This window comes from Micromonospora zhanjiangensis, assembly GCF_042650605.1.
GTDB classification, from domain to species: Bacteria; Actinomycetota; Actinomycetes; order Mycobacteriales; family Micromonosporaceae; genus Micromonospora_J; species Micromonospora_J zhanjiangensis.
This window is the reverse complement of sequence record NZ_JBHSBN010000028.1, coordinates 1-19,898: the sequence shown is the minus strand read 5'-3', so window position 1 is coordinate 19,898 and position 19,898 is coordinate 1. Positions and strand designations below refer to the sequence as shown.

The 19,898-nt window shown below is 70.9% G+C and carries 19 protein-coding genes; 11 read left to right on the top strand and 8 right to left on the bottom strand.

Annotated elements, in window-relative coordinates; genetic code table 11:
• Nucleotides 1-92: 92 nt before the first annotated feature.
• From ACFOX0_RS27905 to ACFOX0_RS27885, 5 genes are all read right to left on the bottom strand, one after another.
• Nucleotides 93-1,136, bottom strand: a complete 1,044-nt coding sequence (locus tag ACFOX0_RS27905) for a DUF1775 domain-containing protein (RefSeq protein ID WP_377551524.1) — start codon at nt 1,134-1,136, stop codon at nt 93-95.
• Between the two features lie 198 nt (nt 1,137-1,334).
• Complete coding sequence (locus tag ACFOX0_RS27900) at nt 1,335-1,661, bottom strand: protease inhibitor I42 family protein (RefSeq protein ID WP_377551522.1); 327 nt, start codon at nt 1,659-1,661, stop codon at nt 1,335-1,337.
• Between the two features lie 15 nt (nt 1,662-1,676).
• A complete protein-coding gene (locus ACFOX0_RS27895; RefSeq protein WP_377551520.1) occupies nt 1,677-2,519 on the bottom strand; it encodes a C1 family peptidase in 843 nt (280 codons plus the stop codon).
• Nucleotides 2,520-2,670: 151 nt separating this feature from the next.
• Nucleotides 2,671-2,913, bottom strand: a complete 243-nt coding sequence (locus tag ACFOX0_RS27890; RefSeq protein ID WP_377551665.1) for a LysE family transporter — start codon at nt 2,911-2,913, stop codon at nt 2,671-2,673.
• Between the two features lie 285 nt (nt 2,914-3,198).
• Complete coding sequence (locus ACFOX0_RS27885) at nt 3,199-3,321, bottom strand: hypothetical protein (RefSeq protein ID WP_377551517.1); 123 nt, start codon at nt 3,319-3,321, stop codon at nt 3,199-3,201.
• 106 nt (nt 3,322-3,427) lie between these two features.
• Here ACFOX0_RS27885 and ACFOX0_RS27880 point away from each other — a divergent pair, with 106 nt between their 5' ends.
• On the top strand, nt 3,428-4,060 hold the full coding sequence (locus ACFOX0_RS27880) for an alpha-ketoglutarate-dependent dioxygenase AlkB (RefSeq protein ID WP_377551515.1): 633 nt from the start codon (nt 3,428-3,430) through the stop codon (nt 4,058-4,060).
• Between the two features lie 14 nt (nt 4,061-4,074).
• Here the strand turns inward: ACFOX0_RS27880 and ACFOX0_RS27875 are convergent, their stop codons facing one another.
• Complete coding sequence (locus ACFOX0_RS27875; protein WP_377551512.1) at nt 4,075-4,641, bottom strand: NADAR family protein; 567 nt, start codon at nt 4,639-4,641, stop codon at nt 4,075-4,077.
• 255 nt (nt 4,642-4,896) lie between these two features.
• Here ACFOX0_RS27875 and ACFOX0_RS27870 point away from each other — a divergent pair, with 255 nt between their 5' ends.
• From ACFOX0_RS27870 to ACFOX0_RS27830, 9 genes are all read left to right on the top strand, one after another.
• On the top strand, nt 4,897-5,649 hold the full coding sequence (locus ACFOX0_RS27870) for a TetR/AcrR family transcriptional regulator (RefSeq protein ID WP_377551509.1): 753 nt from the start codon (nt 4,897-4,899) through the stop codon (nt 5,647-5,649).
• The gene (locus ACFOX0_RS27865) at nt 5,643-7,376 is read left to right on the top strand and encodes an ABC transporter ATP-binding protein (protein ID WP_377551506.1); all 1,734 of its coding nucleotides are present in this window, start codon (nt 5,643-5,645) and stop codon (nt 7,374-7,376) included. The genes ACFOX0_RS27870 and ACFOX0_RS27865 overlap by 7 nt, the downstream gene beginning before the upstream one ends.
• Nucleotides 7,377-7,444: 68 nt before the next feature.
• On the top strand, nt 7,445-9,475 hold the full coding sequence (locus ACFOX0_RS27860) for an ABC transporter ATP-binding protein (RefSeq protein ID WP_377551663.1): 2,031 nt from the start codon (nt 7,445-7,447) through the stop codon (nt 9,473-9,475).
• A gap of 294 nt (nt 9,476-9,769) precedes the next feature.
• Nucleotides 9,770-10,171 carry a hypothetical protein gene (locus tag ACFOX0_RS27855; protein WP_377551503.1) on the top strand — a complete coding sequence of 134 codons (402 nt, stop codon included), beginning with the start codon at nt 9,770-9,772 and terminating at the stop codon, nt 10,169-10,171.
• Between the two features lie 47 nt (nt 10,172-10,218).
• The gene (locus ACFOX0_RS27850; protein WP_377551501.1) at nt 10,219-10,629 is read left to right on the top strand and encodes a hypothetical protein; all 411 of its coding nucleotides are present in this window, start codon (nt 10,219-10,221) and stop codon (nt 10,627-10,629) included.
• Nucleotides 10,630-10,658: 29 nt separating this feature from the next.
• On the top strand, nt 10,659-11,408 hold the full coding sequence (locus ACFOX0_RS27845; RefSeq protein WP_377551498.1) for a D-Ala-D-Ala carboxypeptidase family metallohydrolase: 750 nt from the start codon (nt 10,659-10,661) through the stop codon (nt 11,406-11,408).
• A gap of 281 nt (nt 11,409-11,689) precedes the next feature.
• A complete protein-coding gene (locus ACFOX0_RS27840) occupies nt 11,690-12,787 on the top strand; it encodes a peptidoglycan recognition protein family protein (RefSeq protein ID WP_377551496.1) in 1,098 nt (365 codons plus the stop codon).
• A 24-nt stretch (nt 12,788-12,811) separates the two neighbouring features.
• The gene (locus tag ACFOX0_RS27835; RefSeq protein WP_377551493.1) at nt 12,812-13,552 is read left to right on the top strand and encodes an aggregation-promoting factor C-terminal-like domain-containing protein; all 741 of its coding nucleotides are present in this window, start codon (nt 12,812-12,814) and stop codon (nt 13,550-13,552) included.
• Nucleotides 13,553-13,667: 115 nt separating this feature from the next.
• Nucleotides 13,668-14,273 (top strand): helix-turn-helix domain-containing protein, encoded by a 606-nt coding sequence (locus ACFOX0_RS27830; RefSeq protein ID WP_377551490.1) that lies wholly within the window; start codon nt 13,668-13,670, stop codon nt 14,271-14,273.
• A 333-nt stretch (nt 14,274-14,606) separates the two neighbouring features.
• Here ACFOX0_RS27830 and ACFOX0_RS27825 read toward each other — a convergent pair whose 3' ends face one another.
• The gene (locus ACFOX0_RS27825; protein ID WP_377551487.1) at nt 14,607-16,190 is read right to left on the bottom strand and encodes a DHA2 family efflux MFS transporter permease subunit; all 1,584 of its coding nucleotides are present in this window, start codon (nt 16,188-16,190) and stop codon (nt 14,607-14,609) included.
• Between the two features lie 231 nt (nt 16,191-16,421).
• Between ACFOX0_RS27825 and ACFOX0_RS27820 the strand changes: the two genes are divergently transcribed.
• Entirely contained in the window at nt 16,422-18,698 is a 2,277-nt protein-coding gene (locus ACFOX0_RS27820) for a glycoside hydrolase family 9 protein (RefSeq protein ID WP_377551484.1), read from the top strand.
• 258 nt (nt 18,699-18,956) lie between these two features.
• Here the strand turns inward: ACFOX0_RS27820 and ACFOX0_RS27815 are convergent, their stop codons facing one another.
• Complete coding sequence (locus ACFOX0_RS27815; protein ID WP_377551661.1) at nt 18,957-19,670, bottom strand: AMP-binding protein; 714 nt, start codon at nt 19,668-19,670, stop codon at nt 18,957-18,959.
• Between the last annotated feature and the right edge of the window lie 228 nt (nt 19,671-19,898).

Sequence of the window (19,898 nt, the reverse complement as noted above, 5' to 3'; positions counted from 1 at the left end):
GCCCTCGGCCACCTGCACGCCGGGCTCGGCCACGCCCGCCGGACTGGTCGCGGCCCGCCGCTGGGCGGCGGCCATCACCGCGTCGGCCGGCGTCAGGGGCGAGTAGCCGGCTCCCGCAGGCGCCAGGCGCGGCGTGGGGCGGAGGGTGTGCCGTCGATGGCCGCCTTGTCCCGAGGGACGGCACTGCCCTCGTCGACACCGGACTGCAGGTCCGCACCGCTCTTCTCACCCGAGACGGAATTCGCGTCGGCGGTGCTGTGCTCGGCTGCGGCGGACTTCCCGTCGGTGGCGTGCCTTGTCGCGGCGGCGGGCGTCCCGTCGGTCGGGGCGAGGGTGTCAGCGGTGGCGGCGGACGGCTGCGGGCCGGCGGTGGCGAGGGCACGGCGCCGGGTGACGGAGATCGCGACCGCGCCCAGGGCGAGGCCCGCCGCGACGCCGCCGGCCAGCCCCATGGCCAGCAACTCGCCGCCGCTCAGGCCGGATCCGTCGTCGGTCGACGCGGCGGCCTCGTCCACCGGAGCCGCCGCCGCGTCGTCGGCGGTACCGGTTCCGCTGTGACCGCCGGCGTGCTGCTCTCCGTCACCGTGCACCGGATCCGGGCCGACCAGCAGGGTCAGCACCGGCGCCGGGCCGGCGGGCTCCGGCGCGCCCGCCACCGGGTCGCCGAAGGTGGCCACCGTGCCGTCGGAGTAGGTCTGCAGGAGCGTGAACGTCAGCCGGTCGCGCTGCGGTATCGGCCCCATCGAGATGGTCAGGTCGGCGGCGCCACCCGGGCGACCGGCGCCGGCCCGGGTCCAGATGACCGCGGAGGTGACCGTGCTGGTGGCACCCTGGTGCAGCCCGCCGATGGGGTTGTCGAGGGTGCGGGTGGTCATCTGCGGCGCCCAGTCCGGCACGGACAGCGGGTACACCTCGGCGACCGGTACGTCCGCCGGGAAGCGCAGCTCCACCTTGGTGGTGTACGCCCCCGGCCGGGTGTCGCTGACCCGGAAGGTCACCTTGGCCGCGTCCCCGCGTACCGCGAAGTTCGGGGTGATCGCGACGTCCGCCCAGGCCGGGGCGGCGAGGGCCGTCGCGCAGGCCACCGCGGCTCCGACGATCGCGGTACGGACCAGCAACAGCGCCCTACGAGTCACCCCGGTGTCCCTTCGCCTGCCGGTACGTACCAGGCGGAGCGGGCCGACCGGCCGGACAGGGCCGGGCGCGGCCGGACGGGCGCACCGGCATCGAGACCCGTCCTCACGTGCTCCAACCATGTGGTTCGGATCCGAGGGCCGGAAGGTTCAACCGGACGTGGATTTTCTTCACCCGACATCCGCGGGTGGGGCGGTCGGTCAGTCGGTGGCCTCGATCGTCGCCTCGAACTGCTCCGCCGCGCCGCCGGCACCCGCCCAGGCCCGTCGCCGGGCCAGTCGCAGCGGGGAACTGCCCGCGCCGACGACGCTGAACCGGAACTCCCGCTCGCCACCCCCGCCCAGCGCGGAGCCGGCCGCCGGGCGGAACTCGTCACCGGCGAGCCGGAGCACGTCCGGGTCGTACCCGTCGAGCGCCCACCGGTAGCCGGAGGTGGGCGTCTCGGGCAACCGGAGGATCACCAGGTCACCGGCGGTGACCTGGTGTCGCTGCCCGGCGCCGGCCCGGTCCAGATCGCGTCGCGCCATGCCGTCGCCGGTGGCTCAGCGCGGGAGCTCGACGGCGCAACACGCCTCGCCGTCGGCGTGCAACAGGCTTTCGAAGTCGCTCCGCTTCATCGTGAACCGGCCCTTGGCGCCCCAGGTCGCGCCCCAGGAGTTCTGGAACAGGTAGGCGTCCTCCGCGTCGATCTTGTCGATCAGCAGGTAGCAGTGGCCGCCGGCCACCGCGCCGGTGGGCTTTACCAGTCCCTTGGCGTCCGGGTGGAACATGTCGTCGGTCCAGTTCGTGCCGACCACCACGGAGCCCTGCTTGTTCACCCAGTCGTCGATCTCGCCGAGCGTGGTGGCGAAGGCGAACGCCGCCAACCGTCCCCGGGCCCGTACGGCGAGCGCCCCGGACCGGACGGTGGAACCGTTTTCCGCCCGCGGTTCACCGTCGATCACCTTGCACTCGTAGTAGAGGGCGTGCCCGTCGGCGTTCTGGTACTCGCCCTCGACCGGTGCGGCGTCCACCCAGCCGGACCAGCCGAAGCCCACGCAGTGCGGGGTGTCCGCCTGGTCCAGTTGGATCTTCAGCTCCCAGGCCGGCGCGGCGTCGGTGGGCGGCGGCGGCGTGGGGCCGGGCGGCACCGGCGGGCGGTGCTTGCGCAACCACCGCCAGAAGACCAGGTACGACCGCCAGTCCGAAAAGTACGGGGTCTCCCGCAGCACCTGCTCGACCGTCCGCTGCAGGACGGCCTCGTCGGGCTCGGCGATCTCCAGCAGCCGGTCCAGGCTCCAGTCCCGGGGATCGGGACGGTAGACCCGACCGAGCAGGTGCGGGCCGACCCGCTCGGCGGCGCTGCGCTCCGGCGGATCGATCGCGAGTCGTCGTTCGTTCGCCATGGGACACACTCCTTGAGCCGGCGCCGCCGGCCGACGACGGCACCCGCCGCCACCAGCGGGTACGCCCGTCAAGCCTGCGCGATTCCGACCCGGAACGCTGTCCACTACACGACTGGCCAGGTGTCGGACGACGCCGGTCCCGGTCCGTCGGTCAGGGGCTCTCGGCCGCCAGCCGGGTGCCGAAGCCGAGCAGGGCCAGTCCCGTACCGGTGTCCAACGCCCGGCGGACCCCGCGGCGGGCGAACACCCGGCGGGCCCGGTGCAGACCGGCGACCAGGAGCGTCAGGTACGCCAGCGACAGCAGCGCGTGGCTGAGCGCCAGCGGCAGCACCTGCCAGACCGGCGCCGCCGCTGGTGATGTTGGACAGGAAACCGTTGCGTGCGAGTGAGCAATAGTGCACCCAGCCGTTCGCAGTCCGGCGTTACCACCGGACGCTCCTCGTCTGACCCGCCTACGCGGTGCGAGGTTGACGCTTCACCGACCACTGCCAGCACAAGCGCTGGTCCTACACGGTCTCCACGTCCGTTCGACCCTGCGGGGTCCGGCTCCCGAGGCACTCCCGGTACCGATCACACCGACGTGTTTAACCTGCCGCCGCAGGCGTCCTACGTGTCAGACGAGCTTGGCTATCGCCCGTTTAACGGTGAAGACTCTACCACCGGAGCGCTCCGAAATATGTCAATGTTTACTCCGTCGCCAACAGTCGCCACCCCCGCCGCCGCCCACCAGCACGCCCGCCGGCGAGGGGTTGCAGGTGACCACGGCGAAGACGAGGAACGAACCGTAGCTCTGCCAGTCCATACCGGCGACGCTACTCCGGGCGCGACGCGCGCCCGCGACCAGCCGGGGACGCGCCCGCGACCAGCCACGATCGTACGGGCGTTCGAAGGATGGGTATGGTGGTCCCATGTCCCCGCTGGCCCACCAGCCGTCGATGTTCGACCAGGCGCCCACCACGACCCTGGGCGACCTGACCGGCCGGGTGCGCCGGCACCGGCTCACCCGGGGCGCCTGGGTGGATCACCTGCCCGGCTGGGTCAGCGGCTCGGACCCGGTGCTGGAAACGCTGCTGCGGGACGTCGACTGGCGCGCCGAGCGGCGCCGGATGTACGACGGCGAGGTCGACGTGCCGCGCCTGCTGCGCTGGTACTCCGGTCGGGAGACGCTGCCGCACCCGGTGCTGACCGAGGCCCGCGAGCGGCTGTCCGCGTACTATGCCGACGAGTTGGGCGAGCCGTTCGTCACCGCGGGCATGTGCCTGTACCGGACCGGCGCGGACAGCGTGGCCTGGCACGGCGACACGCACGGCCGGTCGGCCCGGATCGACACCATGGTCGCGATCGTCTCGTTCGGGACGCCCCGACCGTTGCTGCTGCGCCCGCGCGGCGGCGGGGACAGCCTGCGCTTCCCGCTCGGCCACGGCGACCTGATCGTGATGGGCGGCTCCTGCCAGCGGACCTGGGAACACGCCGTCCCGAAGACCGCCCGTCCGGTCGGCCCCCGGGTCAGCGTCCAGTTCCGCCCGGCCGGCGTGGCCTGAAACCGGGCCGCTGGTCAGCCGCAGAGCCGGTCCCGGGCTCGCATGAGGGCGAAGCCGAGCAAATTCAGCCCCGGCCACTGGTCCGGGTCCGCGGCGCGCGGATCGTCGGCGGCCAGCCCGATGCCCCAGATTCGGTCGACCGGGCTTGCCTCGACCAGCACCCGGCCCCGAGTGCCGGTCAGGTATGCCGCCAACTTCGGGTGCTGGCCGAACTTGGCCTCACTGCCGGCCACCACGATGTCGAAGCGATGCGCCTGCCACGTCGCCTCGTCGAATTCGCGCACCTGCGCGCCGAGCGCCTTGGCCGCACCGGGGCTGGACGCGTCGAGGATCTGGCGGGCCACCGTGTCGTCGCCGAACAGCCACGCCTTGTGCGCCATCATGTAGTGCTCGGCGGAGGCGTACCGGATGTCGTCGACCACAAACGGCGCCGGCCACCACTGGCTGAGGCAGTGCGGGCCGGCGGCGCCGTCCCGGCGCGGCCGGTGCCCCCAGAAGTAGAGATAGTCGATCCGGTCGCCGGCGGCGAGCCGCCGCCGCAGGTCCGTCAGGTCGCGTGGATCGGCACGGGTCTCGGACACCGCCGCAGCCTGGCAGAAGGCCCTGCCGCACCGCCACTCCCTTTCCCGACCCCGCGTCCCGGCGATTCCCCACAGGCATGTCTAATGCCGGCAGTACGTGAACATCTGGTGCTGTTCGAGCGACACTCAGCGCGCACAAATAGATCCGCCGCCACGCTTCGCCATACGTGGAGGTGCCCCGCCGGGCGGCGGTCCCGTGTTCGCTGTCGGAAAAACGTTAGTGAGTGAGTGACTCACTCAGTTATCCTCTCCGGCGTGCCAGCCACCAGCTCACCCGGAACACCGGACCACTGCGCGCCGAGACCCGGCCGGGCCCGACCGTTGCCGCCGGACGAGCGCCGGGCCGCCCTGATCACGGCGACCCTCCCGCTGATCGGCCGGTACGGCAAGAAGGTGACCACCCGGCAGATCGCCGAGGCGGCCGGGGTCGCGGAGGGCACCATCTTCCGCGTCTTCCCGGACAAGGAGGCGCTCATCCAGGCCGCCGTCGCCACCGCCCTCGATCCGGAACCACTCTTCGAGCGGATCGAGCGGATCGATCCCGCGCTGCCGCTACGGGAACGGCTGACCGAGTTGACCACGGTCATGCAGGACCGGTTGATCACCGTGACCAACCTGTTGCTGGCGCTCTGCATGCACGGGCCGCCGGAGGACACCGACGAGCACCGGCGTCGCAACGACCCGGTCAACCAGCGCATCGCCGCGGCGGTGGTCCGGCTGCTGGAACCGGACCAGCACCTGCTCCGTTACCCGGTACAAGAGGTGGCGCGGCTGCTGCGGCTGCTCACCTTCTCCGGTTCGCACCAGTTGATCGCGGACGGGAACCTGCTCACCGCCGATCAGATCGTCGCCGTCCTGCTCGACGGCGTCCGCACGCATCACCCGGACGACCACGACGGCGTCCGCGCACACGACAAGGACGACCACGACGGCGTCCGTCCGCACCACCCGGCCGACGCCGCGGCGGCGTCGGCCGACCGACCATCCGGGGGAAACCAGGAATGTTGATCCGACTACTCCGCGGCCACCTGAGGCCGTACCGTGGCCCGCTCGGTGCGGTGCTGCTGCTGCAACTGGTCGGCACCATGGCCTCGCTGTACCTGCCGAGCCTGAACGCCGACATCATCGACAACGGCATCGCCAGGGGCGACACCGACTACATCATCAGCACCGGCGGCTGGATGCTGCTGGTGTCCGCGTTGCAGATCGCCTGCTCGATCGCGGCGGTCTACTTCGGCGCCCGGACCGCGATGAGCTTCGGTCGGGACGTCCGGTCGGCGCTGTTCCATCGGGTCGGCCAGTTCTCCAGCCGGGAGGTCGCCCAGTTCGGCGCCCCGTCGCTGATCACCCGCAACACCAACGACGTGCAGCAGGTGCAGATGCTGGTCATGATGACCTGCACCATGCTGGTCGCGGCGCCGATCATGTGCATCGGCGGTGTGATCATGGCGTTGCGCGAGGACGTCGGGCTGTCCTGGCTGATGGTGGTCTGCGTACCGGTCCTGGTGCTGGCCCTCGGCCTGATCATCCGGCGGATGGTGCCGTTGTTCCGGCTGATGCAGACCCGGATCGACACGGTCAACCGGGTGCTGCGCGAGCAGATCACCGGCATCCGGGTGGTCCGGGCGTTCGTCCGCGAGCCGTACGAGACCGAGCGGTTCGCCGCCGCCAACGACGATCTCACCTCGGTGGCGTTGCGGGCCGGCCGGCTGATGGCGCTGCTCTTCCCCATCGTGATACTGGTGCTCAGCGCCTCCAGCGTGGCGGTGCTCTGGTTCGGCGCGGCGCGGATCGACTCCGGCCAGATCGAGGTCGGCGCGCTGACGGCGTTCCTCAGCTACCTCATGCAGATTCTGATGTCGGTGATGATGGCGACCTTCATGCTGATCATGGTGCCCCGGGCCGCGGTCTGCGCCGAGCGGATCAGCGAGGTGCTGGACACCGACTCGACGGTCCGGCCGCCGGAGCGCCCGGTCACCGAGCCGACCGCCCGGGCGGAACTGGAACTGCGCGGGGTCGAGTTCCAGTACCCGGGCGCCGCGGCGCCGGTGCTGCGGGACGTCTCCTTCCGCGCCGGACCGGGCCGGACCACGGCGATCATCGGCAGCACCGGTGCCGGCAAGACCACTTTGCTGTCGCTGGTCCCCCGACTGTTCGACGTGACCGGCGGCTGCGTACTGGTCGACGGGGTCGACGTCCGGGAACTCGACCCGGACGTGCTGTGGGACCGGATCGGCCTGGTCCCGCAGAAGCCGTACCTGTTCACCGGGACGGTCGCCAGCAACCTGCGGTACGGCAACCCGGACGCCACCGACGAGGAACTGTGGGAGTGCCTGGAGATAGCCCAGGCCCGCGACTTCGTGGCGGCCATGCCGGAGGGCCTGGCGGCGCCCATCGCGCAGGGCGGCACCAACGTCTCCGGCGGTCAGCGGCAGCGGCTCGCGATCGCCCGGGCGCTGGTCCGCCGACCGGAGATCTACCTGTTCGACGACTCGTTCTCCGCGCTCGACCTGGGCACCGACGCCCGGCTGCGGGCCGCGCTGCGCCCGGTCACGGCGGACGCCGCCGTGGTCATCGTCGCGCAGCGGGTGTCCACCATCGTCGACGCCGACCAGATCATCGTGCTGGAGGACGGCGCCGTCGTCGGCATCGGCCGACACGACGAACTGGTCGAGACCTGCCCGACCTACGCGGAGATCGTCGAGTCCCAGCTCCCGATGGGGGCGGCGGCATGACCGAGGCACGCGAAAACACCGGTCCGGAACGCACCGACGGCGGTCCGGGACACAACGACGGGGGAACGATGACGAAGCAGGGCGGCACGGCCACGATGCCGAAACGGTTGCCGCCGGCGGGACGGCGCACCGGCGGACCGCCATGGATGACCGCCGGGATGCCGGCGGAGAAGTCGATGAACTTCGGCCCGTCGGCGAAACGGCTGATCGGCCGGCTGCGTCCGTACCGGACGCGGCTGATCATGATCATCGGGCTGGCGGTGGCCAGCGTGGGACTGAGCGTCATCGGGCCGAAGGTGCTGGGGCACGCCACCGACATCATCTTCTCCGGCCTGTTCAGCAAGCAGTTCCCGGCCGGCACGAACATGGCGGACGTGATCGCCGGCATGCGGGCCCGGGGCGACAACCGGCTCGCCGACATGCTGGCGCACATGACCGTCGTGCCCGGCGCCGGCATCGACTTCGGTCGGCTCGGTCAGGTGCTGCTGCTGGCGCTGGGCCTGGCCGTGGGCTCGTCGGTGCTCAGCTGGCTGCAGGGCTACCTGCTCAACGACGTGGTCCAGCAGGCCGTCCGGCAGATGCGCTCGGACGTGGAGGACAAGCTCAACCGGCTGCCGCTGCCGTACTTCGACCGGCAGCCGCGCGGCGAGTTGCTCAGCCGGGTCACCAACGACATCGACAACGTCGCGCAGAGCCTGCAGCAGACGTTGAGCCAGCTGCTCACCTCGCTGCTCACCGTGGTCGGCGTGCTCACCATGATGTTCGTCATCTCGCCGCTGCTGGCGGTGATCGCCCTGGTGATCGTGCCGCTGTCGATGGTGCTGACCAAGCAGATCGCCAAGCGGTCGCAGAAGCAGTTCGTCGCGCAGTGGACGCACACCGGCGCGCTCAACGCCCAGATCGAGGAGGCGTTCACCGGTCACGAGCTGGTCAAGGTCTTCGGCCGGCGACGGGAGGTGGAAGCGGCGTTCGCGGCCAAGAACGATGAGCTGTTCAAGGCCAGCTTCGGCGCCCAGTTCGTCTCCGGCATCATCATGCCGTCGATGATGTTCCTCGGGAACCTCAGCTATGTGGCGGTCGCCGTGGTCGGCGGGCTACGGGTCGCCTCCGGCGCGATGAGCCTCGGTGACGTGCAGGCGTTCATCCAGTACTCCCGGCAGTTCACCCAACCGCTGACCCAGGTCGCCTCGATGGCCAACCTGCTGCAGTCCGGGGTGGCCTCGGCCGAGCGGGTGTTCGACCTGCTCGACGCGGACGAGCAGAGCCCGGAGCCGGCCACCCCGGCCCGGGTCCGGGAACGGCACGGGCGGGTCGAGTTCGAGCACGTGTCGTTCCGGTACCAGCCGGAGAAGCCGCTGATCGAGGACCTGTCGCTGGTAGCCGAGCCGGGACACACCGTCGCCATCGTCGGACCCACCGGCGCCGGCAAGACCACCCTGGTCAACCTGGTCATGCGCTTCTACGAGCTGGACGCCGGCCGGATCACCCTGGACGGGGTGGACATCACCACCATGCGCCGGGACGACCTGCGCGGCGAGATCGGCATGGTGCTGCAGGACACCTGGCTGTTCGGCGGGACCATCCGGGACAACATCGCCTACGGCAACCCGGCGGCCACCGAGGAACAGATCCACGCGGCGGCCGAGGCGACCTTCGTGGACCGGTTCGTGCGCAGCCTGCCGGACGGTTACGACACGGTGATCGACGAGGAGGGCAGCAACGTCAGCGCCGGCGAGAAGCAGCTGATCACCATCGCCCGGGCGTTCCTGGCCGACCCGTCGCTGCTGATCCTGGACGAGGCGACCAGCTCGGTGGACACCCGTACCGAGGTGTTGCTGCAGCACGCGATGGCCGCGCTGCGGACCGACCGGACCAGCTTCGTGATCGCGCACCGGCTCTCCACCATCCGGGACGCCGACCTGATCCTGGTGATGGAGAACGGCCGGATCGTCGAGCAGGGCGACCACGAGCACCTGCTCGCCGCCCGCGGCGCGTACCACCGGTTGTACAACACGCAGTTCTCCCAGGCCGTGGCCGATGTGGCCGCGGAGGCGCCGGTCCCGGCCGGCGCGGTCAGCCTGCCGGCACCTCGGGGGTGACGGATCCGCGGCGGCCGTCCGCCGCGGGAAACGGCGGCGGGGCGTGGCGGTAATCCGCCACGCCCCGCCGCCGCATCGTGGGGGTCAGCGCCGGTCCGACACCCGACGCGGGTCGGCCGGCGGCCCGCGGTCCCAGCGACGTCCCAGCGCCTTCGCGTCGGTCGAGGTGGCGGGCGATCCCAGCGTCCCAGCGTCCCAGCGTCCTTGCCCGGGGTGTGCGCGGTTGGCAGCGTCGCCGATCAAGGGACGACTGTCCCGCCGGCCGGACACCGACCGCCCAATTTAGGAGGGCATATGCCCGCAGTATCCGCCCGGAGGACGCTGACCGCGCTCCTCACCACCTCGGTCGCCACCGCGGCGTTCCTCGTCCCCGCCGGCGGTGCGGAGGCCGCCGGAACGGCGACGAGCTGCTACGGGGGCGCGAAGCAGACGAAGTTCACCAACGTCCTGACCTACGGTCCGGTGACCACCACCAGCCGCTGCACCGATATCAACATGCGGATCGTCAGCGGTGACTCCGAGTGGATCGAGGTGTGCGTCGTCTTCGTCAAGCACACCAGCAAGTGCAACTACACGACGATCGTCCGGCGTTCCTGGAAGACCATCGCCACGGATGTCCTGGACGGCACCAGCTTCCAGGTGTTGGGCAAGGCCGACGGTGAGGGCGCCACCAACACCGTCGAGATCGCCTACTGACCGCAGGCCCCCGCCGATCCCCTCCCACGAAAAAGGAAGACACCCTCATGAAGCGCTTCAGGACGCTGCTCTCGACCCTGGCCGTGGCCGCGATGTCGTTGACCGGACTGGCCGTCGCCGGCGCCCCGGCCTCGGCGGCGACCAGCTGCTACGGCGGTGCCATCAACCTCAACTACAAACTCCAGAGCGGCTACCGCGAGTACGGGCCGTACACCACGTCGAGCCGGTGCAACGACATCAACATGCGGCTGACGACCGACGACGGTCGCTCGTTCCTGGCCGCCTGCGTGGTCTTCGTCGCGCACACCACCAAGTGCAACAACAACGACTCCTACCAGATCTTCGGTCCGCCGTGGGGCACCGTGGCGACCGACGTCAAGGACGGCACCAAGTTCGTCCTGCGGGTCCGCCCCTACGACTCGGACGCCAAGAACGTGAACTTCCAGCTCGCCTACTGATCGCCGCGACCATCGACAAGGACGTGTCAATGTCTGACTCCGCGATGCACATGAACCGTCGCCGGCTCCTGCGGGGCGCCGTGATCCTCGGCGCGGGCGCCGTCGCCGGCCCGCTGCTCATCTCGGGAGCCGCCCAGGCGTACTCCTGGACCCGGACCCTGCAGCAGGGCTCCAACGGCGCCGACGTCAAGGAACTGCAGATCCGGGTCGCCGGTTGGGCCGCCGCCAGCCCCAGCCACACCCGGGTCGCCATCGACGGCGACTTCGGTCCGGGAACCGACGGCGCCGTCCGTCGCTTCCAGGCGGCGTACGGCCTGGCCGTCGACGGCCAGGTCGGCCCGAACACCCAGGCCAAGCTGAACGCCCTCGAGTCGTCGGACGGCTCCACGCTGCACTTCAACTGGAGCGAGTTCACCGACCGCAGCACCGGCACCTTCTCCGGCGGGAAGCTGAGCACGGCGGAGGTGAAGGAGAACGTCCGGCGCTGCATGTACAAGCTGGAGGCGCTGCGGGTGAAGCTGGGCAACAAGGCGATCACCGTCAACTCCGGCTTCCGCAACATCAAGCACAACGCCGAGATCGGCGGCGCCAGCGACAGCATGCACATGTACGGCACGGCGGCCGACCTCAACGTGCCGGGCGTCTCCAACAAGACCGTCTACCAGAAGGCCGAGACCTGCGGCTTCTCCGGTCTGGAGACGTACACCGTCGACCACCAGCACGTCGACAGCCGGGCCGACCTCGGCCGGGCCTGGTGGTGGGAGAACGGAACGGTCTGAACCAGCGCGACAGCGGAGGCCGTCGGGGCGGTTGCCCCGGCGGCCTCCGTCCGCGTCGGGTGGCCATGCCGGGCCGGCGGACGTACCCCCACCCGGGACCGGCCGGCGTCCCAGCCGCGTCCCAGCGAGCCAGGTACGTGGAGGTGGCAGGGGTCGCGGCGTCCCGCACGTCCCAGCCGGCGTCGAGACCTTGTGCCCGGCCTCCGCCATCGATGACGGTCTCCCCCGTACGGCACGGCCGTCGCGACGGCCGTGCATTCGTGAGAGAGGGGCTCTGCCGCATGGAGGAGACAACCGCCACGGGTGGGACGGCGTTCGACCGCCGACGCTTTCTCGGCCTGACCGCCGCGACCGGCGCCGGGCTGGTGCTCGGATCGGGTCTGGTCCTCACCGCCGGAGCGCCGGCCCTCGCGGCGCCCGTCCCGACGATCCACCCGACCTCGGAATGGGGGGCGACACCGGCGGCCGGGGCGATCCAGATGCTCCCCCAACCGCCGACAAAGCTCTTCATCCACCACACCGACTCGCCGAACAGCACCGACTACTCGTTGCAGCACGCGTACGCGCTCGCCCGCTCGATCCAGAACGACCACATCAAGAACCGGGGCTGGGTCGACAGCGGCCAGCAGTTCACCCTGACCCGGGGTGCGCACGCCCTGGAGGGACGGCACCGCAGCCTGGAGGCGCTGCGCCGGGGCGACGAGCACGTACAGGGCGCGCACTGCTACGCCCAGAACGACTTCGCGGTGGGGATCGAGAACGAGGGCAACTACATGACCGCGGCGCCCCGGGCGGAGCACTACGCCGCCCTGGTCGAGCTGTCCGCGTACATCTGCGCCCAGTTCGGCATCCGGGCGTACCAGATCTACGGGCACCGCAACTTCAACGCCACCGACTGCCCGGGCGACCAGCTCTACGCGATGCTGCCGCGGCTGCGGGCAGACGTGGCCACGCGGATCGGGGGTGACCCGACGCCGGCCGCCTGGACCACGCTGCGCGCCGGCGCCACCGGGGAACGGGTCCGGGCCCTGCAGTACCAGCTGCGGGCGCACGGCGCGACCGTGATCGCCGACGGGTCGTTCGGCCCCGGCACCGAGTCCGCCGTCCGCACGTTCCAGAGCAGCGTGCACGCGAGCGTCGACGGCGAGGCGGGGCCGCAGACCTGGAACCAGCTGCATCGACAGTTGGCCCGGGGATCGTCCGGCGAGGCCGTCAAGGCCGTGCAGAACCAGCTCAACGCGGCCGGCATCCCCGTCGGCACGGTGGACGGCGCGTTCGGCCCGGCCACCGAGTCGGGTGTGCGGACCTTCCAGACCCGGGCCAAGTTCCCGGTCGACGGCGTCGTCGACCCCCGGACGCTCGCCCGCCTGACCGCCTGATCAACCCCTACCGTAAGGAGAATCATGCAATCCCTGCTCCGCAGGCCCGGAACCGTCGCCCGCCTCCTGGCCGTCCTGGTGACGGTGACGCTGGCCGGACTGGTCTCCTCGACCCCCGCCCAGGCGGTGGACTCGACGACCACGCTCCAGAAGAACCTGGTGGGAATCGGCTACCTGGCCACCTCCGGTGTGGACGGCCAGTACGGCCCGCAGACCACCGCCGCGGTCAAGTCCTTCCAGCACGACAACGGCCTGGCTGAGGACGGCGACTACGGCTCCCGCACCGAGCTGGCCCTGCACAACAAGATCAAGGAGGTGCAGCGGGTCGCCGGCGTCAGCGCCGACGGCGCCTACGGGCCGAACACCACGGCCGCGGTCCGCAGTTACCAGAGCGGCCACGGACTCACGGCCGACGGCATCGCGGGCGGCAACACGATGTCCAAGATGGGCGTCGCCCGGACCGTCTGGATCACCGCGCAGAACAAGATTGTCCAGCACGGCTGGACCGTCTCGGCCCAGTTCAACTGCCTGAACCAGCTGTGGATCCACGAATCCAACTGGAAGGTCTACGCCACCAACCCGTCCTCCGGGGCGTACGGCATCCCACAGTCCCTGCCCGGCAGCAAGATGGGCGCCGCCGGCAGTGACTGGCAGACCAACCCGGCCACCCAGATCGAGTGGGGCGAGGACTACATCAAGTCCCGGTACGGCACCCCGTGTGCCGCGTGGTCGTTCTGGCAGGCGCAGTCGCCGCACTGGTACTGAGCGATCTCCTGGCCGGTGCGCCGCTCAGCAAACCCTGAGCGGCGCACCGGCGGAGCCCGCCGCGGAACGCCTTCGACGGCTTCCTACTGCGTGATACGTTGGCACGGCTTCCAGGGTGTTCGATCCCACGGGGGAGGGATCCGTGTCCGATTCCATTCATATTGATCAATTTGCTGCGTTTCTTCGAATGCTCAAGTACCGCAGCGGTCGGGGCTTCGAGTGGCTCGGTCGACAGGCCAGGGTCAGCGGCTCAAGTGTCCATCGCTACTGTTCCGGGCTGAGCGTCCCGTCCGACTACCGGGTCGTGCACTCCTTCGCCAAGGCGTGCGGCGCGAGTCCCGAGGAGATGCGCAGCGTGCACCGGCTCTGGGCGTTGGCGGACGCGAGCCGGGACGCGATCGCCTCGCCGTCGAGGCCCAACCCGCCCACCCGGGACCTGGTGCACGCCGGGCGCATCTCGCCGGACACCCCACCCGCGGCCGCCGTGGCATCGGCCGCCGGTGGGTCGGACAACTCCAGGCCGGGCCGGCAAGCGGTCCGCCGCGGCGTCGTCCTCGACGGCGTACCGCGGGCATCGGCACCCCGGACCGGGCCCGCGACGCCGGTGCTGAGCCTGCGGCATGGCCTGCTCGCGGGGGCCGCGATCTGTGTGCTGGTGGGCGTGGTGGGGGTGTGGGCGCTGCGCGCCGACGGGCGGCCCGGCCCCGCCGGCCGGGACTGACGACCAGCGGAATGCTGGTACGGAGCGTGCACGACCGGGCGGAGCTCGCCGAACTGCTGGGTCGGGACCCCGGCCTGCACGCGTACGAGCTGGGCGACCTGGACGACTTCTTCTGGCCGTACACGACCTGGTACCGACACCGCGACTCGGTGGCGCTGCTCTACCACGGTACGAGTGAGCCCACCCTGATCGCGCTGGAGCGGCCGGAGCGGCTGGGCGACCTCGTCGCCCGGGCGGGCGCCACCGGCGTACCGCGCGCCCCGGACGGGCAAGGGCGGTGCCGTGTGGCACCGCCCTTGCGTTCTCCCGTCTTGCCGGTCTTCCCGGGGACGCTCAGTGCACCAGGACCGGAACCTGCTCCGACCCGTCCGGCCGCTCGCCGGCCGGGGGCTCCTCGCGCCGGCGGGACAGGAACGCGACCGGGATGAACGTCGCCAGCACCAGGGCGAACCCGACCCAGAAGGTCGTGGCGAAGGAGTCGGCGGCGAACTGCAGCCCCTTCTCGATCATCCCGGGCGGGACCGGGAACTGCTTGGCCAGTTCGGGCTTCTGCTGCACGGCGATGGCCAGCCCGGCCTCGGTGACCGGCTTTCCGGTGCTCGGGTCGACCGCGCCCGGGATGGCCGCCGATCCGTTCAGCCGGCTGGTCAGGATCACCGACATCACCGCGGCGCCGATCGACGAGCCGATCTGCTGCAGGATGTTCACCAGGGTCGACCCGCGGGCCACCTCGGGACCGCTGAGCGACTTGAGCGCCGACGTCATGATCGGCATCATGGTGCCGCCCATGCCGAGCCCCATCACGAACAGCGAGCCGCACAGCAGCAGGTAGGACGTGTCCGCGTCGACCTGGGTGAAGGTGAAGAACCCGGCGGCGATGAGCAGCAGGGCGAACGGCACGGTCCGGCCCACCGGCACGCGGTCGGCCAGGGTGCCGGCGATCGGCATGGTGATCATCGCGCCGATGCCCTGCGGGGCGATCAGCAGGCCGGCGGCCAGCGTCGACTCGCCGCGCACCTGCAGGAAGTAGCTCGGGAACAGCAGGCCGGCCCCCATGAAGGCGATGATGAAGACGAACATCGACACGGCCGCCACGGTCAGCCGCGGGTTGCGGAACAACCGCAGGTCCAGCAGCGGGTGCCGGGGCTTGAACGAGTAGATCACGAAGCCGATCACCAGCAGTCCGCCGACCAGCATGGTGGCCCACACCTTGGTGGCGGTGATGGTGCCGGTCTCCGGCAGCGAGGAGACGCCGAACAGGAACAGCGCGAGTCCCGGCGACAGCATCAGCATGCCGAGGAAGTCGAACGACTCGGTCGGCTCGGGGGTGTCCTTGGGGAGCGCGAGCAGGGCGTAGACCAGGGCCAGCACGCCGATCGGCACGTTGATCAGGAAGATCCAGTGCCAGCTGGCCGTGTCGATCAGCCAGCCGCCCAGGATCGGGCCGGCGATCGGACCGAGCAGCATCGGGATGCCCAGGATCGCCATCAGGCGGCCGATCCGGTGCGGGCCCGCGGCCCGGGTCATGATGGTCATGCCGAGCGGCATCAGCATGCCGCCACCGAGTCCCTGCAGGACCCGGTAGCCGATCAACTGCTCGATCGAGTCGGCGGTGGCGCACGCGGCCGACCCGGCGGTGAACAGCAGCAGCGCCAGCATGTAGAGCCGCTTGGTGCCGAACCGGTCGGCGGCCCAGCCGCTGAGTGGGATCACCGTGGCGAGGGCCAGCGTGTAGCCGGTCATCGTCCAGGCGACCTGCGCGTAGGTCGCGGTGAACTCGCTCTGGAAGGTCGGCAGCGCGACGCTGACGACGGTGATGTCGAGGATGGACATGATGGCGCCGAGGACGACGACGCCCGCGATCTTCAGTACCGCTCCGTCGATCTTGTCGGACGGTGCGGCCGTTGGGCCGGACACGGATTTCCCCCCGCTGTGGTGACGAATTCTCAGGTTCTTGTCGGCCTCACAGCCTAGTCCGGCGGTCCGACAACCCGATCCGCGGATCGGCGATACCAATGCATTGACATGCGTGAAACAGGCTGACAACATCACGGGCACATCGCAGTTGGGAGCGCTTCCATCGATCTCGGCCACGCCTCCCGGGTGGCCGGTTCCACACTCCATTCCGCCCTCCGAAAGGACCCCGGCGTGTTTCCAGGATCCGCACGGCGTGGTAGCCGACTCGCGCTCGCCGCGACGGTGGCGCTCGTCGCGGCCGGCCTCACCGGCGCACCCGCCCGGGCCGACGGCCCGGAGCAGATCGTCAACGGCACCTTCGACAACGGTTCCGCCCCCTGGTGGGGCACCGGCAACCTCACCCTCGACGCGACCGGCGGGCGCCTGTGCACGGACGTGCCGGGCGGGACGGTCAACCCCTGGGACGCGATCATCGGGCAGAACGACATCCGGCTGGTCGCCGGGGAGACGTACAAGTTCTCGTTCTTCGCCTCGGCCAGCCCCGGCCGGGTGGTCAAGGCCCTGGTCCAACTGCCGGTCGACCCGTACACCCAGTACCTCGCGGCGAACCCGTCGGTGAGCGTCTCCGGCGACGTCTACTCATACACCTTCACCTCGCCGGTCGATCTGCCCAACGCGCAGGTCGCCTTCCAGATCGGCGGCGCCGCCACGGACTGGCGGTTCTGCCTGGACGACGTCTCGCTGACCGGGGGCGCCCCGCCGGACGTCTACCAGCCGGACACCGGACCGCGGGTGCGGGTCAACCAGGTCGGCTACCTGCCCAAGGGTCCGAAGGCCGCGACCCTGGTCACCGAGGCCACCACCGCCCTGCCCTGGCAGCTGCGCAACGGCGCCGGCGCGGTCGTCGCCAGCGGCCGGACCACCCCGCGCGGCGTCGACCAGTCCTCCGGGCAGAACGTGCAGACCATCAACTTCGGGTCGTACACCCGGGTCGGCAGCGGTTACACGCTGGTCGCCGACGGCGAGACCAGCCGGCCGTTCGACATCCGCAGCGACTTCTACGAGTCGCTGCGCACGGACGCCCTGAAGGTGTTCTACCCGCAGCGCAGCGGCGTCGCCATCCGGGACGACCTGCGGCCCGGATACGGCCGGCCGGCCGGGCACGTCGGGGTGGCCCCGAACCAGGGCGACACCGACGTACCGTGCCAGCCGGGGGTCTGCGACTACCGGCTGGACGTCTCCGGCGGCTGGTACGACGCCGGCGACCACGGCAAGTACGTGGTGAACGGCGGCATCGCCGTCCACCAACTGATGAGCGAGTACGAGCGCTCGCTGCTGGCCCGCACCGGCGAGCCGTGGAAGCTGTGGGACGGCACGCTGGCCGTGCCGGAGAGCCACAACAAGGTGCCGGACATCCTGGACGAGGCCCGCTGGGAGCAGGAGTTCCTGCTCAAGATGCAGGTGCCGGCCGGTCAGCCACTGGCCGGGATGGCGCACCACAAGGTGCACGACGACACCTGGACCGGGCTGCCGCTGCTGCCCCACCTGGACGGCAAGAAGCGCGAGCTGCACCCGCCGTCGACCGCCGCGACCCTCAACCTGGCGGCCACCGCGGCCCAGGCGGCCCGGGTGTGGCTGCCGTACGACCGGGCCTTCGCGGCCCGCAACCTGGCGGCGGCCAAGGCGGCCTGGACGGCGGCCAAGGCGCACCCGGCGGTGTACGCCAGTCCGGCCGACGGCACCGGCGGCGGCACCTACGACGACGGCGACGTCAGCGACGAGTTCTACTGGGCCGCCGCCGAACTCTACCTCAGCACGGGCGCCACGGAGTACCGGGACTACGTGCTGGCCTCGCCGCTGCACACCGCCGACATCTTCACGCCCGGCGGGTTCAGCTGGGGCAGCGTCGCCGCGTTGGGCCGGCTCGACCTGGCGGTGCTGCCCAGCCGGCTGCCGGACCGGGACCGGGTCCGCGCCTCGGTGGTACGGGGTGCCGACGGTTACCTCGCCACCGCCGCCGCGCACCCCTACGGCGTGCCGTACGCGCCGACCGGCAACCGATGGGAGTGGGGGTCGAACAGCTCGATCCTGAACAACGCGGTGGTGCTGGCCACGGCGTTCGACCTGACCGGGAAGAACACCTACCGGGCCGCGGTGCTGGGCACGATGGACTACCTGCTCGGGCGCAACGCGCTCAACCAGTCGTACATCACCGGGTACGGCGAGGTCGCGTCGCACAACCAGCACAGCCGCTGGTACTCCCACCAGCTCGACGCCAGCCTGCCGAACCCGCCGCGCGGCACCGTCGCGGGCGGCGCCAACTCGGGGATCCAGGACCCGCTGGCCCAGCAGAAGCTGGCCGGCTGCGCGCCGCAGTTCTGCTACATCGACGACATCGAGTCCTGGTCGACCAACGAACTGGCGATCAACTGGAACTCGGCGCTGTCCTGGGTGGCGGCCTTCGTCGCCGACCAGGACAACGGTGACGCCCAGGGCCGCCTGCCCTGACCTGGGCGCCCGGGTGTCCCGGGCGGCGGCGTCGGATCCGGTCCCGTGGGTGGTCACCCACGGGACCGGATCTTTTCCCCTCCCCACTTCCCAACCGACGAACATGTTCGTCCGAATCGCGACGCCACCCCGGCCCGGCCAGGGCCGTCCTGCTGGCCGAGTTCGCCGACTGGGCGCCCGAACTGCGGGCACTGATCGGTGCGGCGGACGGTCCGCTGGTGCCCCGCACGACCGGGTGGGACGCGGAGCGGGCGGCGGTCAGTCGCCGGCGCGTCGGTCGACGATGCGGCGCATCTTGCCGAGCGAGCGTTCGACGTCGTCCGGCTCGACGACCCGCACCGCCACGCTGACCCCGATCGTGTTCTTCACCAGTTCGGCCAGGTCGGCGCCGGCCCGGTCGGCCGCCGCCGGCTCGGCCTCGACCCGCCGCTCCACCCGGACGGTCATCGTGTCCATCCGGCCCTGCCGGGACAGCACGCACTGGAAGTGCGGGGACAACTGCGGGGTACGCAGGATCAGCTCCTCGATCTGGGTCGGGAAGAGGTTGACCCCGCGCAGGATGATCATGTCGTCGGTGCGTCCGGTGATCTTCTCGATCCGGCGCATCGGGCGGGCGGTGCCGGGCAGCAGGCGGGTCAGGTCCCGGGTCCGGTAACGGATCACCGGCATGGCCTGCTTGGTCAGCGAGGTGATCACCAACTCGCCCGGTTCGCCGTCCGGCAGCACCTCGCCGGTGGCCGGGTCGATCACCTCGGGATAGAAGTGGTCCTCCCAGATGTGCAGCCCGTCCTTGGTCTCCACGCACTCGTTGGCAACTCCCGGCCCCATCACCTCGGACAGTCCGTAGATGTCCACCGCGTGCATGTCCAGCCGGTGCTCGATCTCCCGTCTCATGTCCTCGGTCCACGGCTCGGCGCCGAAGATGCCCACCTTCAGCGACGTGCGCCGCGGGTCGACGCCCTGCCGGACCATCTCGTCCACGATGGCCAGCAGTTGACATCCTCCTCGCCCTGCAGGACGAGGATTCCCTCCACGCTGCGCGTGGATGGCGCAACGTGCGGGTGGGTTACCGCTTCACTGCGCGCTGCCGGGACGAGTCCTGGTCTTATGTGCGCTCCGCGGTCGTTGAAGTCCGCCTGTCCGGCGGCCTTGATGTTGATGGCGGCGTTGACGTCTCGGTCGTGGGCTGCTCCGCAGGGG

What these genes read in the sequence shown, in the direction of transcription:
- ACFOX0_RS27900 (WP_377551522.1), bottom strand. Translation starts at nt 1,661, where the DNA reads ATGGCGCGACGCGATCTGGACCGGGCCGGCGCCGGGCAGCGACACCAG.
- ACFOX0_RS27895 (WP_377551520.1), bottom strand. Translation starts at nt 2,519, where the DNA reads ATGGCGAACGAACGACGACTCGCGATCGATCCGCCGGAGCGCAGCGCC.
- ACFOX0_RS27885 (WP_377551517.1), bottom strand. Translation starts at nt 3,321, where the DNA reads ATGGACTGGCAGAGCTACGGTTCGTTCCTCGTCTTCGCCGTGGTCACC.
- ACFOX0_RS27880 (WP_377551515.1), top strand. Translation starts at nt 3,428, where the DNA reads ATGTCCCCGCTGGCCCACCAGCCGTCGATGTTCGACCAGGCGCCCACC.
- ACFOX0_RS27865 (WP_377551506.1), top strand. Translation starts at nt 5,643, where the DNA reads ATGTTGATCCGACTACTCCGCGGCCACCTGAGGCCGTACCGTGGCCCG.
- ACFOX0_RS27860 (WP_377551663.1), top strand. Translation starts at nt 7,445, where the DNA reads ATGACGAAGCAGGGCGGCACGGCCACGATGCCGAAACGGTTGCCGCCG.
- ACFOX0_RS27855 (WP_377551503.1), top strand. Translation starts at nt 9,770, where the DNA reads ATGCCCGCAGTATCCGCCCGGAGGACGCTGACCGCGCTCCTCACCACC.
- ACFOX0_RS27850 (WP_377551501.1), top strand. Translation starts at nt 10,219, where the DNA reads ATGAAGCGCTTCAGGACGCTGCTCTCGACCCTGGCCGTGGCCGCGATG.
- ACFOX0_RS27845 (WP_377551498.1), top strand. Translation starts at nt 10,659, where the DNA reads ATGTCTGACTCCGCGATGCACATGAACCGTCGCCGGCTCCTGCGGGGC.
- ACFOX0_RS27840 (WP_377551496.1), top strand. Translation starts at nt 11,690, where the DNA reads ATGGAGGAGACAACCGCCACGGGTGGGACGGCGTTCGACCGCCGACGC.
- ACFOX0_RS27835 (WP_377551493.1), top strand. Translation starts at nt 12,812, where the DNA reads ATGCAATCCCTGCTCCGCAGGCCCGGAACCGTCGCCCGCCTCCTGGCC.
- ACFOX0_RS27815 (WP_377551661.1), bottom strand. Translation starts at nt 19,670, where the DNA reads ATGGTCCGGCAGGGCGTCGACCCGCGGCGCACGTCGCTGAAGGTGGGC.